The 14,357-nt window shown below is 60.8% G+C and carries 15 protein-coding genes; 5 read left to right on the top strand and 10 right to left on the bottom strand.

Annotated elements, in window-relative coordinates:
- Positions 1–33: 33 nt before the first annotated feature.
- Entirely contained in the window at positions 34–1,890 is a 1,857-nt protein-coding gene (locus ACP8IT_RS04090) for a BCCT family transporter (RefSeq protein ID WP_126318640.1), read from the bottom strand.
- A gap of 282 nt (positions 1,891–2,172) precedes the next feature.
- Complete coding sequence (rsmI, locus tag ACP8IT_RS04085) at positions 2,173–3,021, bottom strand: 16S rRNA (cytidine(1402)-2'-O)-methyltransferase (protein ID WP_490290442.1); 849 nt, start codon at positions 3,019–3,021, stop codon at positions 2,173–2,175.
- 24 nt (positions 3,022–3,045) lie between these two features.
- On the opposite strand from rsmI, the gene pmt reads away from it, so the two are divergent.
- Positions 3,046–4,671 (top strand): protein O-mannosyltransferase, encoded by a 1,626-nt coding sequence (gene pmt / locus ACP8IT_RS04080; protein ID WP_126318636.1) that lies wholly within the window; start codon positions 3,046–3,048, stop codon positions 4,669–4,671.
- A 20-nt stretch (positions 4,672–4,691) separates the two neighbouring features.
- Here pmt and ACP8IT_RS04075 read toward each other — a convergent pair whose 3' ends face one another.
- Complete coding sequence (locus ACP8IT_RS04075; protein ID WP_005279937.1) at positions 4,692–5,393, bottom strand: zf-HC2 domain-containing protein; 702 nt, start codon at positions 5,391–5,393, stop codon at positions 4,692–4,694.
- The gene (locus tag ACP8IT_RS04070; RefSeq protein WP_005279936.1) at positions 5,380–5,793 is read right to left on the bottom strand and encodes a DoxX family protein; all 414 of its coding nucleotides are present in this window, start codon (positions 5,791–5,793) and stop codon (positions 5,380–5,382) included. The genes ACP8IT_RS04075 and ACP8IT_RS04070 overlap by 14 nt, the downstream gene beginning before the upstream one ends.
- A 171-nt stretch (positions 5,794–5,964) precedes the next feature.
- Here ACP8IT_RS04070 and ACP8IT_RS04065 point away from each other — a divergent pair, with 171 nt between their 5' ends.
- Positions 5,965–6,627: a DNA-3-methyladenine glycosylase I gene (locus ACP8IT_RS04065; protein WP_126318634.1), complete on the top strand. Its 663-nt coding sequence runs from the start codon at positions 5,965–5,967 to the stop codon at positions 6,625–6,627.
- On the opposite strand, the gene sepX is transcribed toward ACP8IT_RS04065, so the two are convergent.
- The 4 genes from sepX to ACP8IT_RS04045 form a co-directional block, all read right to left on the bottom strand.
- Positions 6,624–8,087: a divisome protein SepX/GlpR gene (gene sepX / locus ACP8IT_RS04060; protein WP_490293065.1), complete on the bottom strand. Its 1,464-nt coding sequence runs from the start codon at positions 8,085–8,087 to the stop codon at positions 6,624–6,626. The two genes, ACP8IT_RS04065 and sepX, sit on opposite strands and share 4 nt — an antisense overlap.
- Positions 8,088–8,232: 145 nt before the next feature.
- Positions 8,233–8,943, bottom strand: a complete 711-nt coding sequence (locus ACP8IT_RS04055; RefSeq protein ID WP_126318630.1) for a GNAT family N-acetyltransferase — start codon at positions 8,941–8,943, stop codon at positions 8,233–8,235.
- A complete protein-coding gene (gene glp / locus ACP8IT_RS04050; protein ID WP_126318628.1) occupies positions 8,943–10,277 on the bottom strand; it encodes a molybdotransferase-like divisome protein Glp in 1,335 nt (444 codons plus the stop codon). Before glp ends, ACP8IT_RS04055 begins: the two co-directional genes overlap by 1 nt.
- A 72-nt stretch (positions 10,278–10,349) precedes the next feature.
- Entirely contained in the window at positions 10,350–11,276 is a 927-nt protein-coding gene (locus ACP8IT_RS04045; RefSeq protein WP_034658348.1) for a UTP--glucose-1-phosphate uridylyltransferase, read from the bottom strand.
- Between the two features lie 68 nt (positions 11,277–11,344).
- Here ACP8IT_RS04045 and ACP8IT_RS04040 point away from each other — a divergent pair, with 68 nt between their 5' ends.
- The 3 genes from ACP8IT_RS04040 (at position 11,345) to mscL (ending at position 13,416) form a co-directional block, all read left to right on the top strand.
- Entirely contained in the window at positions 11,345–11,926 is a 582-nt protein-coding gene (locus tag ACP8IT_RS04040) for a 5-formyltetrahydrofolate cyclo-ligase (protein ID WP_023028539.1), read from the top strand.
- Between the two features lie 39 nt (positions 11,927–11,965).
- Positions 11,966–12,691, top strand: coding sequence for an SAF domain-containing protein (locus ACP8IT_RS04035; RefSeq protein ID WP_126318626.1), 726 nt, complete (start codon positions 11,966–11,968; stop codon positions 12,689–12,691).
- Positions 12,692–12,918: 227 nt separating this feature from the next.
- Positions 12,919–13,416, top strand: a complete 498-nt coding sequence (gene mscL, locus ACP8IT_RS04030; RefSeq protein WP_126318624.1) for a large-conductance mechanosensitive channel protein MscL — start codon at positions 12,919–12,921, stop codon at positions 13,414–13,416.
- 62 nt (positions 13,417–13,478) lie between these two features.
- On the opposite strand, the gene ACP8IT_RS04025 is transcribed toward mscL, so the two are convergent.
- Both ACP8IT_RS04025 and ACP8IT_RS04020 read right to left on the bottom strand, forming a co-directional pair.
- On the bottom strand, positions 13,479–13,712 hold the full coding sequence (locus ACP8IT_RS04025) for a hypothetical protein (protein WP_126318622.1): 234 nt from the start codon (positions 13,710–13,712) through the stop codon (positions 13,479–13,481).
- Positions 13,713–13,740: 28 nt separating this feature from the next.
- Positions 13,741–14,349 (bottom strand): MogA/MoaB family molybdenum cofactor biosynthesis protein, encoded by a 609-nt coding sequence (locus ACP8IT_RS04020; RefSeq protein ID WP_490290440.1) that lies wholly within the window; start codon positions 14,347–14,349, stop codon positions 13,741–13,743.
- Positions 14,350–14,357: the final 8 nt, after the last annotated feature.

The raw sequence follows: 14,357 nt of genomic DNA, 5'->3' as shown, positions 1-14,357 counted from the left end.
GGGCGCTGCTACCAAAGGCGGTAGATGCTTTATCTACTTGCGCTTCATCGGGTTCTTCAAACGCTCGTTGCGACGCTTCTTGAGTTCCTGCGTGCGCTGGTAGTCGCGGTGCAAGCGGCGCTCGCGGGCCATCTTGCGCTGGAACTGCTGCGCCTCGCGGTACTCGAGGTAAATAATGTCATTGCTCAAGTCCTTGTAGATGGCGAACATCAAGCCAATGACGATGAACAAGAACGGCAGCGCCGCCACGATGGTGACGTTCTGCAGGTTGGACAGCGCGTCCTCATTAACCAAGAGCAAGGTCAGGCCAACGGCTGCGGTCAGAGCACCCCACATGGCGGATAGCCACGGCTTCGCGGTTGCGGCACCATTCTGGGTCATCGATCCCATCACGGTGGAGGCGGAGTCCGCAGACGTAATGAAGAAGGTGGACAGCAAGATGACGGCGACGACGCCGGCAATGAAGCCACCAGGCAGGTTGTGTAGGAGGTTAAACAGCTCTACCTCGGCGGATTCGCCGGTGATGGATTCGCCGTTTTGCTCCATGTGGATTGCGGTGCCACCGAAGATGGCGAACCACAGGGTGGAAACGCCGGCTGGGATAAGCAAGACGCCTAGGCAGAACTCGCGGACGGAACGGCCGCGGGAAATGCGTGCCAAGAACATGCCCACGAATGGGGACCAGGAGACCCACCATGCCCAGTAGAAGATGGTGTAGCTAGACAGCCACTCGCCGGCGGTGCCGTTTTCGGATTCTGCGGTACGGCCGATCATCTCGGTGAAGTAGTTGAAGTAGTTACCGATGGAACCCGGAACTTGGTTCAGGATGGTCACGGTTGGACCCAAGATGAAGACGAAGATGGCCAGCACCGCAGCCAAGACCATGTTGGCATTGGACACGTACTGAATGCCCTTGCCCACACCGGAGAGTGCGGAGAGCAAGAAGGCCAGGGTCAGGACCAAAACAATGCCGATAACCACGGACTGGGTTGGGTTATCGATGATGCCGGAGGCTTCCAGGCCGGCCTGGATCTGCAGCGCACCAAGACCCAGGGAGCAGGCGGTGCCGAAGACGGTGGCGAAGATGGACAGGATGTCAATGAACTTGCCCAATCCACCATTGGCCCGGCGCTCGCCGATGAGCGGCACGAAGGCCTGGCTCAACAGCTGCTTGCGGCCGATACGGTAGGTCGAGTACGCGATGGCCAAACCAACAATGGCGTAAACAGCCCAGGGGTGCAGCGTCCAGTGGAACATGGCATAGGCCATGGACGAGCCCACGTTTTCCGTTCCCCGGCCAGGCGTACCGTCGCGGTAGTTCGCCAGCGGCTCGGAAGCGCCATAGAACATCAGGCCGATGCCCATACCGGCAGCGAACATCATGGCAATCCACGAAGGCGTGGAAAACTCCGGTTCCTCATTAATGTGGCCCAACTTGATGGTGCCAAATTTAGAGGAAGCGATGAAGATAACGAAGGCCACGAAGACGGTGCCAAAAAGCACGTAAGCCCAACCGAACTTATCGACGACCCACGTCAGGGCCGCGGAAGAAAAGTCCGCGAAGTTATCCGGCGCGGCAAGGCCCCAAATAACGATGGCGGCAACAAGCACACCGGCGATACCCATGATGGTCCAGTCAATCGGGATATTATCGCGGTCTGCGGCGATTTCGATTTCCGGATCGTCATACTCTTCGGGGTGGAACCCCTCAGAGTTGATCATGTCCTGGATTTGGCTCGTCGCCGTCTGCTCATCCAGCGTCTCTTCTACCGTTTGATAATCCTCAATCGGCTGATCGCTCGAAGCAGTAGAAGTGGCCCCAGCAGGAGATTCGCCGGGCCCCTTCCCTTCTTCGGGCACACCAGCGCCGTTATTTTCAGTATTAGTCATGCTTTCTACATTGGTGGCGTGACCCCAATTTTTCAAACCACTTTTCTATCAAAACCCCAGCTTACGCACATTTTTGAGCGTTTCCTTAAGGTTTCCTGCATGACTATAGGTGGCATATCCCCACGTAGACGGCTTTTAGGCGCCACACGCCCGGAAAGTATAACGATTCGATAACTTATACAGAAGCGTGAAACTACCTGCTAGCACGGTTAATTGTGACCTTTTATACACTGCATAGAAATAAGCTGCTGTCACCTCAACAAGTGCTCAGCTAACGGGCACTCAGCGGGCCTCTAGTGCGGCATCATAAAGCTCCCGATTGGATACCCCACTCCCCTTGGCGGCCTGCTTGCACGCGTCCTTCAAGCGCATGCCAGCCTCGGCCAACTCCAAGGCCTGTGGGACGAGAGCCGCGGCGGTCACGGCAGCGCCGGTTCCGCCTTCAATGACCACGGTAATCTCGCCCTTGACTCCCTCGCTCGCCCATTCGGCCAGCTCAGCTAGCGAGCCGCGGCGCACTTCCTCGTATGTCTTGGTCAGCTCGCGGCACACCGCGGCGGGGCGATCGCCGCCGAGGACCTGGGCGGCATCGGCAAGCGTATCGACGATGCGGTGGGGCGATTCAAAAAATACGATGGCACGCTTTTCATTGCGCAGCGATTCCAGCCACGCCTTTCGCGGACCGGGCTTGCGCGGAGGGAATGCATCGAAGAGGAAGTGGCCCACGCCCAGACCAGAGAGGGCGAGCGCCGTGGGCACCGCCGAGGGGCCTGGAAAACACGTCACGGGAATATCTCTTTCGGCGGCCGCGGCCACCAGTGACAGGCCGGGATCGGAGATGATCGGCATGCCGGCATCGGTGACCACGAGGACGGTGCCGTGCTGGGCGGCATCGATAAGCTGCTGCGCACGCGCCTGCTCATTGTGGTCAAAGTTGGATACCACGGACCCGGAAATTTCGATGCCCAGGGCCTGCGCCAGGTTGCGCACGCGGCGGGTATCTTCGGCGGCGATGACATCAGCATGCGCCAATGCCTGCATCAGGCGCGCCGAGGCATCACCGACATTTCCCAAGGGCGTGGCGGCAAGGATAACGCCGCGCGGAAGTGGGTCCAGACCTAAAGCTGACATGCCTCTAGCATTCCACATTCTCCTATGCGCCCGCGCGCAGGCTCGTGGCCTAAACTCTTCTTCGTGACTATTGCTACCGCTGCCCCCGCTAGCTCACCGCGCACCCCGCATAACCGTGTGATGCCGCCGGCACCGCGTGCCTATACGTGGGGCAAGGCCGATTGGATTAGCACCGGCATCATCGCGGTTCTCGCGCTCATTACCCGGTTCGTGGGCCTTACCGCGCCGGTGTCCCAGGGCACGCCCGTCTTCGATGAAAAGCACTATGTGCCGCAGGCCTGGGACATGGTCAAAAGCTGGGATAACTTATTCATCGGCGGCATTGAGACCAACCCGGGCTTTGGACTCGTCGTTCACCCGCCGCTGGGCAAGCAGATCATTGCCCTTTCAGAATGGGTCTTTGGTTATACCCCGCTGGGCTGGCGCTTGATGACGGCCCTCTTCGGCGTCGCCACCGTGCTGATGACCATGGCGCTGGCCCGCCGGCTGTCCTTTTCCTGGCAGGTGGCCACCTTTGCCGGCATTTTAGCCGTCTGCGATGGCGTACTCTTGGTCTCCGCGAAGTTTGGCATGCTGGATATCTTCCAGGTCTTTTTCATCGTCGCCGCCGCGTGGGCGCTAGCCCGCGATCATCAACAAATGCGCGAGCGCCTGCACGACGCCCTGCTGAGCGGCGGAATAGGCACCTCCCCCTTCGGCCCGCGTTTTGGCTTCCGGTGGTGGCGCTTTACCGCTGGAGTCTTCCTAGGACTATCGCTCGCCGTGAAGTGGTCCGGGCTGTACTACATCATGTTCTTCGGCCTGCTCTGCGTCTTTAGCGACCTCGCATTGCGCCGCAAGTACGGCATTCGCCGCTACATCGTGGGTACGCTCATTCGCGATACTCCCGCGGCACTTGCCTCCCTAGTAGCCGTGCCAATAATGATTTATGTGTGGAGCTGGCGCGCGTGGTTCGCCTCAGAAACCGCGGTCTACCGGCACGCCAAAGTGGATGGGACCATCGGGGAAGACTCCTGGCTCATGCACTTACCGGAACCTGTGGCCGGCTGGTTTTATTACCACTTATCCGTATTGGATTTTCACGCCAGCTTGACCTCTTCTGGTGGCCACCACCACCCGTGGGATTCCAAGCCGTGGGCATGGCTGGCCGGGGCCCGGCCCATTTTGTACTACTCCAGCACGGATCTGGAATGCAGCGGCGGTGGCGAATGCCGCAAGATGCTCTACCTCTTTGGCACCCCGGCGATCTGGTGGCTGGTGGTCCCCGCGGTGCTATGGGGGCTGTGGTCCCTTATCATCCGCCGCAACCGCGCCTTCCTCATCCCCCTCGTGGGCTTCGCGGCCGGATTCCTCCCGTGGCTCGCAGCCTTTGACCGGCAGATGTACTTCTTTTATGCCACCGCGTTTATCCCCTTTGTCATCGTGCTTCTTGCCCTCGCGCTGGGCCAAATGGTCGGGCACGGTAAGCCCATCAGGTGGCGGTGGATTACACGCATCGCTGGTGGAACGATGCGGCGGGGAACGTTTGCCGCCGCCTGCTACCTTGCCTTGGTGGTCGCGATGTTCTTCTACTTCGCGCCCATCTTATACGGCTTCATCATCCCGGAATCTTGGTACCAGTCCATGATGTGGCTGCCCAGCTGGAAATAGGTGGCAGAGGCCCGTTCGCCTTAGTGTGGCTGCGCGTTCAGGGATTTCCACCACGCGCGCACCAGGTAGCCCTTCTCGGCCGCCCATGCCCAGGCCAGGCTGATGGTCGATAGCGCGGTGGCAATAAGCAAATAGACCTGCTCCATGGTGACGGTCCCCAGCGCAATATCGCGCACGCCAAAACCAAAAAGAAACGCAAACATCGTGGCTGATACCGGGAACAACCCGGTCACAGAGGCTGGGCGCCACGCGCTCCACAGCAGTCCGCACGCCATGCCAAAGCGCACGGCCGCGCCCTCCATCAGGAGGTTGGCGCGCTCCGGATCGGCTGCCGGATCCAGCACCGCCCCCTCTGCGCCCATCGGTACCAGGCCGGAGGCGCGTACCACCTGCACGATGGCCCACACTGCAAAGACAAGTCCCATGACCACCAAGGCGATGCGCGCCACCGTGAGGTTGGCCTGCCTAGCGCTCGATGCCCGCTTCCACTCCGGTTCCACCCCGGCGAGGATCACCTCTGAGAGGTCCGTCGGCGGTGCCATGCCGGAATCCGCCGGTTCCACGAAGCTTAAGGAGCGCGATAGCGCCGCTGCCTTATCGCGAAAGGCCCGGCACTCCGCGCAGTGTTCTAGGTGGGCGTCGATGACGTCAGCGGAAAGCTCCGCTTCTTCCCCATCCAGCTGGGCAGAAATCGCCGCTTGCACTTGGCTATGCGTCAACATTGCTTAACGCCCTATCCAAGCTCGCCCGGCCAGAACCAAAAATAACGATCATTATGAGCGACATGCACAGCACCAGCGGGTACTCGATGCCGCCGTCGCCAGCAAAAAGGCCGTTGCCCCAGTGCACGAAGTACAGCGCGCCCACCATATCCACGGCCAGCGCCGCCGCGGCAAAGGTGGTTAATAAACCAATGACGAGGAAGGCGCCGCCTACCATCTCCCCGATTGCGGCGGCATAACCGGCAATCTGTGGCTGCGGGATGCCCAGGGCAGAAAACTGCCCTACCGTCTCATCCATTCCATCCATGAACATCTTGTCCACGCCGTGCGCGATAAAAATGAGTCCGAGGACCAACCGAAAAAGCAGCAATGCGGCATCGCGAACGGCAGGTCTATTCATGGTCAATAGACTACATCGAATGCCCACCCCAACGCGAAGACGCCACCGCCCCACCCGCCTAGCTTGCAATTTCACCATCTAGCAAGACTCACGCTGCGCCTCACCCGCCATCGCTGCTTCAATGGGAAAGACAAGGACAATAGGCACGACATACCAACAGGAGAACCTCCCATGGACACTGAAACCACCACCGAAGAACGCACCCCGCTGGCCTACGATGAGCACGGGGTAGCCCGCACGCCGTGGGCCGTGACATCGTCGCTGTTGACGAATTATTACGATACCGAATGGGGCCTTCCCATTAGGGACGAGGCCGGTCTTTTTGAGCGCCTGAGCTTGGAGTCCTTCCAGTCTGGGCTGTCTTGGGCCGTGGTATTAAAAAAGCGCCCGGCCTTCCGCGAGGCCTTTTGCCATTTTGATCCAGAAAAGGTCGCGGAATTCGGCGAGGCCGAGGTGGAGCACTTGCTTGCCGATGCCACCATTATCCGCAACGAGCCCAAGATCCGCGCCACCATCAATAATGCGAAGGCCACCATTAAACTGCGCGAAGACGGTGGACTAGCGGATTTCATTTGGAGCTTTCAGCCCGCAGAAAATATCTATCCCGAGGTCATGGAGGATATTCCGAAGAAGAGCCCCGAGTCGCAGGCAATGTCGCGGGAATTGAAGAAGGCCGGATTTAAGTTTGTGGGGCCGGTGACCTGCTTTGCGCTCATGGAAGCCATCGGTATGGTCGATACCCATCTCTTAGGCTCCCACCGCCGGGCTTCCTCCGGCGTATGGCCGGAGGAAACCGAAAAACTGCACGGAAGCCAGGCGCAGCGGGCTAATTAACCCGCGCGGCGAGCGGCCAGGTCATCGCGGCGCCCTACCCCATCGGGCCCGGCGTGTGGGCCATCAAAGTCACCGTCTTCATCGTCGCTGTAGCTTAAGGGAAGGTGCTCAAAGTCGGGGCTTTCATCGTCGATTTCGACGACGACCGCACCCGGACGGCGCAGGTTGCGGGGGATCTTCAATGCCTCATCATCAGTATTGTGAACGCCCAACCGCGCCCGGCGCAGGTGCTTTACGCGACGGCGCAATAGCGCCTGCTCTTGGCGGACTTGCGCGCGCAGCGCCACAAGATAGGTACCGGTCAGAACGCCGACGATTCCTGCCAGCCACCAGGTCCATCCGCCGGCCACAATGCCCAAGGCCACGGTGAGGACCACGGCGATGGCTAGGCCAATGAGCGTGCGCTGTCGGCGTTGATAGCGAGTGGCGGACTTCTCTTTATCCGCCACTGGGTCCCAGCCGCCGCGGCCAAGGCGGCGCTGGGCAAATGCGACCTCGTCCTCAGAAAGGTCGGTATTTAACGCCGCGTCCCCGGCACCATAGGCACCGTGCGCATCCGCTTCCGCGGATTCCTCGAGTGCACCGTCGTTCTCCGGCTCTTCCGAGTCGGTCTCTGCGGTGTCTGCCTCTTCGGCATCGAAAACAGGAGCAGGATCGACCGCACCTGGGTACATCAGATCTACCGGGGAGGTATAGGTCTCGTCATAGTCGTACGCATCCTCGGCAATGTCTGCTGCCACCGGCGCGGTGAAAGACTCGGTGGAATTGGCAACCACATCGCCGCGGCGGCGCTTGCGCTTTGCATCGCCTTCTTCCCCGGCGGCGCGCTCGTCATCATCAAGCAAGACATCATCGGCATCGTCAACGTCCGCATCTGCATCGTCGGAATCATTGGACGTGCGTGCGCTATCGGCTGCTTCTGTGGAATCGGTCGCGTCGGGTGAGTCAGCAGCTGCTGGAACCGCGGATTCCTCAATGACTTCACCCTCGATGGTCTCTGCCGGCCCATCAGCCTGGGTGGCCTGCTCGTCGCGCGCGTCAGCCTCATCCTCGTCTGCGGCGGAGCGGTATGCGCGGCCACCTACGCCAAAGGGTTGCGCCCGAGCGCGGCGGGCAGCGCCAGCAATGGTCCGCGACTGCGCGTGGGAAGAACGGTCTTCTGCGCCCTCATCGATCAGCACGTCATCGACGTCTGCCTCGCTGTCCGGGTCCTCAGCGGCAGCGGATACGACCTCGTAGTCGTAATCCTCATCCGAGCCGCTGCGGTGGACATCATCGGCCCGCAAGCGCGGGCGGCGGCGGCCGGCGACGTTTCCGGAATCTCCGGAAAAGAGCACGCGGGTATCCTCAAATGCCTCGCCGGTATGGCTCATCGGGCGGTTGCTCCTACCCAGTAGCCACGGCGCGAGCACGAAGAGCCACACCACGATGATTGCGATAACTGGCACAGCTGTGGACACGACTTAAGGACCTTCCCTTGGGATACAGATGATTACTCCACTGTAATCGCTAAAACCGCACTTTAGGGCCCACATAAGCTGTAAATTACAATGTTGTTACTTATGTGAAAATTGTGAAAGCATTACCCAGATTTAAGGAAGGTTTTCACACCAAACGCCCAGCTTGGCGCAGCCGCTCCACCGCCGTGGATGAGAAGTCTTCCTTGACTAGGGCCACGAAATGGTGATCCCGCCAAGCGCCATCGATATGCAGGTTGCGGCGCAAATACCCCTCGGACCGAAAACCATTGGCCCCCAGCACGCGCCCGGAGGCGGGGTTTTGCTCCAAGTAGGTGGCGGTCACCCGGTGCAGGCCCACCCGCCCAAAGGCATGATCCACGCCCAGGGCTGTCGCCGCGGTGGCAACGCCTGCGCCCTGCACGGCGGAATAAACCCAATACCCGATCCAGCAGTCCCGGATGCTGCCGTGCTGGATATTGCCGAGCGTTACCTGGCCGACGAACTTTCCCTCGAGCTCAATGGCCAAAGGGATTACCTGGGCATCGCGCGCGGAATTGCGCAGAAAAATGAGGTAATTCCACCAGGCCTGCGAGCTGTGGGCCTCTGTCCAAGTGGTCGCTTGGGTCGGCTCCACCGGCCGGAGCAATGGTTCATCCTCAATGCGCTGGCGCCGCCACTCGGGACCATCCGAGCGCAGCAAGGGTCTCAGCCGCATTCGCCCGCCAGACGGCAGTGTCCCCGAGGAAGGAAGCTGCACCGTCGGCGTCGCTTCCGGCCAACCGGGATGCAGATCATCAGTGGGCCCGGTAACTGGATGACGCAGCTTGGCTGAGGCGGTACCGAAAGGGTCAAGCATTAGCTGCGCTGGGTCAGAAATAAGACGTCAACAACATCGCCCGGGCGGATCTCGGTGACTTCCTCTGGCACGCGGATCATGGCGTTGGCCTCGGAAAGTCCGGCCAGTAGGTGCGCCGGCGCGCCGGTCGCACCGCCAAGGCCCTCAACCAGGTAATCGGCGGTCTCGGCATCGCGCATCAAGCGGGCGCGGATGAAACCACGGCGCCCGGGGCGGGAATCAATGTGGTTGAGCGCGCGGGCACGCACCACCCGGCGGTGGGCGTTGCGCTTGCCCAAGGCCAGGCGAATCAAGGGTCGAATATAGATTTCGAAAATAACCAGCGACGATACTGGGTTCGAGGGAAGGAGGAAGGTGGGGATGCGTTCATCTCCTACCAGCCCAAAACCTTGCACGGATCCTGGGTGCATAGCCACGCGGGAGGTATCGATATCGCCGATTTCCGCCAAAATCTCGCGGATTTGCTCGGCACCGGCGCCACCAACGGCACCGGTAATAACGAGGGCCTCGCTGCGCGTGATATGGGTTTCTAGCACTTCCCGGATGCGACGGGGCTCGCCTTCGGCAATGCCCACGCGGACCACGTCCGCCCCCGCTTCTTTTGCAGCGGCAGCCAAGGAGTAAGAGTTCACATCAAAGACTTGGCCTAGGCCCGGTTCCTTGTCCACATCAACGAGCTCGCGGCCAAAGGACACGATGGTCACACGGGGTCGAGGATAAACCAGCACCTTGGAGCGCCCCACGGCGGCCAGCAGGCCAATCTGCGCCGGGCCAAGGACGGTGCCGGAGGACACAGCGACATCGCCGGGCTGAATATCATCGCCCACGCGGCGGACGAAGTCGCCCGAGCGCACCGTCCGGTGCGCCGTGATGCGCTTGCGGCCGCGATCGGTCCACTCGAGGGGCAGGACGGCATCGGCAAGCGTGGGCAAGGGCGCGCCCGTATAGACGCGTACGGCCTGCTTGGGCTGCAGGCGCAACGGCTGCTTCGAACCGGCCGGAACCTCGCCCACGACGGGCAAGGAGCGCTCGACCTCGGGTGGGGCGGGCTGCGCGGCGGCGTCCTCGGCCTGCTCGGCAGATCCCTCCCCTTCGCTGCTTTCCTGGTCCTGATTCTTCGGGCGCCGGACCTTCAGCCCGCGCTCGCCGCCGATATCAACGGCGCGAACCGCATAACCATCGATGGCCGCCTGGGGAAAGCCCGGTAAGGGCTGATTGGCCTGCACCTGCTCGGCGCACATTAACCCCAGCGCATTAGAAATGCTCATCCGCACCGGCTCCGGGGTCGTCGCCGCATCAGTAACCAGAGCCAACTGGTCATCAACTGAACGCATACGGTCTCTGCCCGCCCTTTCTTATTGGCCTTTACCTTGCTGCCCTCAACACACGTGCGCGCGGCAAGATAATTAGTTAAGGCCTTGCTCCGCCTCGAAATCGGACATGATTTGTTTAATAGCTTTATACAGCGCTGGGCCGTATTTTTCATCGCGCAGGCCAAAGTCCACGTTGGCCGGGATATAGCCGCCGGGGTTGCCCAAATCGTGGCGCTTGCCCTCGTGGACCACCACGTGGACGGGCTCGCCTTCCTCAATGAGCAGCTCGATGGCATCGGTCAGCTGCAATTCCCCGCCCTTGCCCGGTTCGATCCGGCGCAGCGCATCAAAGATCTTGCGGTCCAAAAGGTAGCGCCCCGTAGCAACCAGGTTGGACGGTGCGTCCTCCGGGTCCGGTTTTTCTACCATGCCGATAACCTTTTTCACGCCCGGCGCGTCAGTATCTTCTACGTCGAATACGCCGTAGTTAAACGTCTGCTCCTGCGGCACCGCAAAGGCACACAGCACGCTGCCGCCAAGCTCAGCGCGAACGCGCGCCATATCCGCCATAACGGTGGCCGGCAGCACGATGTCATCCGGCAGCATGACGGCAAAGGAGTCTTCGTCCTCTGCCAGGACTTCTTCCGCCAACCCCACGGCATGGCCCAAGCCCAAGGGCTTTTCTTGCTCTACCGCGATGGGCTCAATGAGCTGGTGGGCGCGGTTGACCTTGGCTACCTGCTCATCCTTGCCGCGGGAATCTAGGGTTTCTACCAGATCCGGAAATTCCGCAAAATGGCGCATTACTTCTTGCTTTTCGGGTGCGGTAATAACCGCAAGCCGGCGCGCGCCCACAGAGGCTGCCTCCTCAGCAATCAATTCAATGCCGGGAGTATCCACAACGGGCAGCAATTCTTTGGGGACGGTTTTCGTGGCGGGCAGAAAGCGGGTGCCCATGCCAGCCGCTGGAACTACAACCGTGGTGATTCCGGTGGCGGAATCTTCGCGTTCATTAGCCATGGATCTTAGGGTACAACGGCGCACTATTTTCCTGTGTAGCGCTACGCCACGGACGCTATTATTTATTTATGCCTTCTTCCAGCGATATCAAAGAGCAACTGCGCACCCGCCTGCTTCGCGCGCGCCGCGGCCTCACCGCCGATAAGCGCGCGGAATGGACCACTGCCTTGCGCGAGCAGTTAGAACCTGAGCTTGCCGGTGTATCGAGCGTCGCTGCCTATTGGCCGCTGGGCTCAGAGCCGGGCGGGGCGGATTTCATCCCGTGGCTTTCCCGCCGCGTCGACCGCGTATTATTGCCCATCACCTGCGGTAACGGCGTTTTAAACTGGGCAGAATACAAGGGCACGCACAGCATGCAGCCTGGCCAGCTGGGCATATCCGAACCCGCCGGCCCGCGTTTTGATAGCCGCGTGCTGTGCGGTTGCGATCTGATTTTGGCTCCCGCCATGGCCATCGATGCCGCCGGAAACCGCCTGGGCAAGGGCGGCGGGTACTACGACCGCGCACTTTCCCTGGTGCCGCGCAACCACCCCGCGGTACTCGCCATGGTCTATCCCACCGAGTTCCTTGACTCTATCCCGGCCACATCCCACGATCGCCGGGTCGAGGCCGTGGTTACCGCCGCAGGAATCCACCGCTTTTCTTCCTAGACGGGGAACCGCGCGGGCAGTAGCGCAGTCTAATTGTGCATGGCTCATTCCCCGTCCCCGCGAATCTCACAGTTCTTCCGCACCCTGCGCACCCCTGGCCACCGCCGCGGCGTGCTCGTGCGTCGCGCGATCGCGCTAGCCCTGCTCATCGCTGCGTTGGTCTCCGCGATTTCCAGGGCGAAGGAACTGCCGCAGGTGCTGGTCTTTAGCCACGATCTGCCCGCCGGTGCGGAGCTTTCCGCCTCCGATGTCTCCCTCGAGCCCCTGCCTTCTTCTTCCATTCCTAGCAGCGCGCTTGCCGATGCCCCCTCCGATCTCGCCGGCCGCATCATCACCGCCGCTGCGGGCAAGGGCGAGGTTGTCACCAGCCAGCGGCTCCTGGGCCAAGAGTTGGTCTCTAGCCTCGTCGCGAACTCGGGATCTGCCGATTCTAAGGGAGGCGGCTCCGGCCGCATGATCCCAGTCAAACTTGCCGATCCAGACATCATCCCCCACCTTCACCACGGCGATACCGTCGATATCGTCACGGCAAGCGATGCCACCGATTCCCAGCCCGCGACCGCACGCGTCATCGCCTCCGGCGCCCGGGTGGTCTCCACCACCACTGCGGAGGGTGAAGTTTCTTCTGCCACCGTCTTGCTCGCACTTCCCAATGAGCACGCCAACGATGTAGCCGCGGCCTCATTGAACCAACCGCTGACCGTGGTCATCGTGGGCGATCGCGCCCAGCCTCAAGCCGTTGATGACGCAGATACTGCTGCCTAAAGACCGCACGAAGGTTGACCATTGCCCCGATAATCTGGGCAAATTCTAGGAGAATGGAATCTCCATCTGATCGGTTGGAGCAGGTCAGTCACCACTGCACCAATCAAGTGAAGTGTGCCATTCATTTGTCTTCCAGGTTGTGATGACTTTTAGCTTGAACTAAACTCCCAGCGTGCTCATGGATCGCACCCACCCTTACCTATCCCCAGAAAGGTCCGTTTTCTCCCATGCTCAAGGGCTTTAAAGACTTCATTATGCGCGGCAACGTCGTCGAACTTGCCACCGCAGTCATCATCGGTTCCGCATTCACGGCCATCGTCACTTCCGTGACGGATTCCATCATTCAGCCGATCATTAACTCCTTCGGCTCCGCCGAGGTCGACGGTTTGGGCTTCCAAATCACCGATAATAAATCCACCCTCGTGGACTTTGGCGCCGTTATTACCGCCGCGATTAACTTCCTGATCATCGCCGCAGTGGTCTACTTCCTCATCGTGATGCCGCTCAACAAGCTCACTGAAGCATCCAAGCGCCGCCAGGGCGTGGACCCAGAGGCCCCGGCACCAACCTCGGAGGAACTGTTGGCTGAAATCCGCGATCTCTTGCAGGCCCAGAACGCGGGCGCTGTCACCGCCGCAGATAAGGCACTTGGGGAGGCCACTGCAACAGATGCGATCGAAAACTCCACCGCGTCTGAGGGCAAGCACAGCCGCCACGACGACTAGTTCTTACTAAGCGCAGTTAAGACTGCTTCAGAATTTCCGGGCTCGGGACAAGGATGTGCGGGCTACCCGCCGTGGTGCGGCGGCTGATTCTCCCGGTAAAACTCTTCGCCGCGCTCGGCGGCTTGGGCGCCGTCGCCTTCCACTGCAGCATCATCGAGGGTAACGATGCGCTGGGCATCGGTGCCTTCTCCGCTTGCTAAGTCCTGCCCTACTGGGCGATCCGCGCTGCGGTCATATTCCGGCGCATCTGACTGCCGGAATACGCGCCTGCGCTGGCGACGTGGTTGAGAGGTCATGGCAGTATCTCCACCCCTTTCCTTCGCGTTATTGCACGCTGGATTCTTGCAATTGATCCACAAGGTGGTGGACCAGCGGGGTCAACGTGGCCATGCCATCGCGCACGGCAGCGCGCGATGGTGCGAGGTTGACCACGACGGTGGAACCAGAAACGCCCGAAATGCCGCGGGATGCGCACGCATCGACCGCGCCGCACGCCTGACCGGAAGAGCGCAAGGCTTGGGCCACGCCTGGCACCATCTTGTCGATGACCCCAGCGGTAGCCTCTGGGGTCTTATCGCGCGGGCTCACTCCGGTGCCGCCGACGGTGAGAACGAGGTCTACACCGCCGACGACGCCAGTCTCAATGGCCTGCCGGATCTTGGATTTATTCGAGCGCACGACCACCGAACCATCGATGCGGAAATTCGCCTCTGCCAAAAGTTCAGTAACCAATTTGGAGGTGCTATCTGAATTTTCGCCGGGGTGATCCGTGACTATCACGACGAGCGCGCGGCGCGGCGCCGCCACCCGGTCCTCTTTCTCGCTGGCCAAAAGGTAGGCATCATCCGGCTCCGCCACATCCCGCAAAGCGTCTGTGGAAGCCGAATCCTCCAACCTGGTGGAGTCGGTCAAGTCTTGCTGGGAGTCTGCCATTTTTCTCC

This window comes from Corynebacterium sp. LaCa_23 (assembly GCF_058182375.1).
The sequence above is the reverse complement of the archived record's forward strand: the minus strand, read 5'-3'. Positions and strand labels throughout refer to the sequence as shown.

Bases quoted from the DNA above. Each gene is read 5' to 3' on its own strand.
- ACP8IT_RS04070 (WP_005279936.1), bottom strand. From the start codon at position 5,793: ATGAATAGACCTGCCGTTCGCGATGCCGCATTGCTGCTTTTTCGGTTG.
- ACP8IT_RS04035 (WP_126318626.1), top strand. From the start codon at position 11,966: ATGGCTCATTCCCCGTCCCCGCGAATCTCACAGTTCTTCCGCACCCTG.
- rsmI (WP_490290442.1), bottom strand. From the start codon at position 3,021: ATGTCAGCTTTAGGTCTGGACCCACTTCCGCGCGGCGTTATCCTTGCC.
- ACP8IT_RS04075 (WP_005279937.1), bottom strand. From the start codon at position 5,393: ATGTTGACGCATAGCCAAGTGCAAGCGGCGATTTCTGCCCAGCTGGAT.
- ACP8IT_RS04020 (WP_490290440.1), bottom strand. From the start codon at position 14,349: ATGGCAGACTCCCAGCAAGACTTGACCGACTCCACCAGGTTGGAGGAT.
- glp (WP_126318628.1), bottom strand. From the start codon at position 10,277: ATGCGTTCAGTTGATGACCAGTTGGCTCTGGTTACTGATGCGGCGACG.
- ACP8IT_RS04045 (WP_034658348.1), bottom strand. From the start codon at position 11,276: ATGGCTAATGAACGCGAAGATTCCGCCACCGGAATCACCACGGTTGTA.
- pmt (WP_126318636.1), top strand. From the start codon at position 3,046: ATGCGCCCGCGCGCAGGCTCGTGGCCTAAACTCTTCTTCGTGACTATT.
- ACP8IT_RS04040 (WP_023028539.1), top strand. From the start codon at position 11,345: ATGCCTTCTTCCAGCGATATCAAAGAGCAACTGCGCACCCGCCTGCTT.
- ACP8IT_RS04065 (WP_126318634.1), top strand. From the start codon at position 5,965: ATGGACACTGAAACCACCACCGAAGAACGCACCCCGCTGGCCTACGAT.
- ACP8IT_RS04055 (WP_126318630.1), bottom strand. From the start codon at position 8,943: ATGCTTGACCCTTTCGGTACCGCCTCAGCCAAGCTGCGTCATCCAGTT.
- ACP8IT_RS04025 (WP_126318622.1), bottom strand. From the start codon at position 13,712: ATGACCTCTCAACCACGTCGCCAGCGCAGGCGCGTATTCCGGCAGTCA.
- ACP8IT_RS04090 (WP_126318640.1), bottom strand. From the start codon at position 1,890: ATGACTAATACTGAAAATAACGGCGCTGGTGTGCCCGAAGAAGGGAAG.
- mscL (WP_126318624.1), top strand. From the start codon at position 12,919: ATGCTCAAGGGCTTTAAAGACTTCATTATGCGCGGCAACGTCGTCGAA.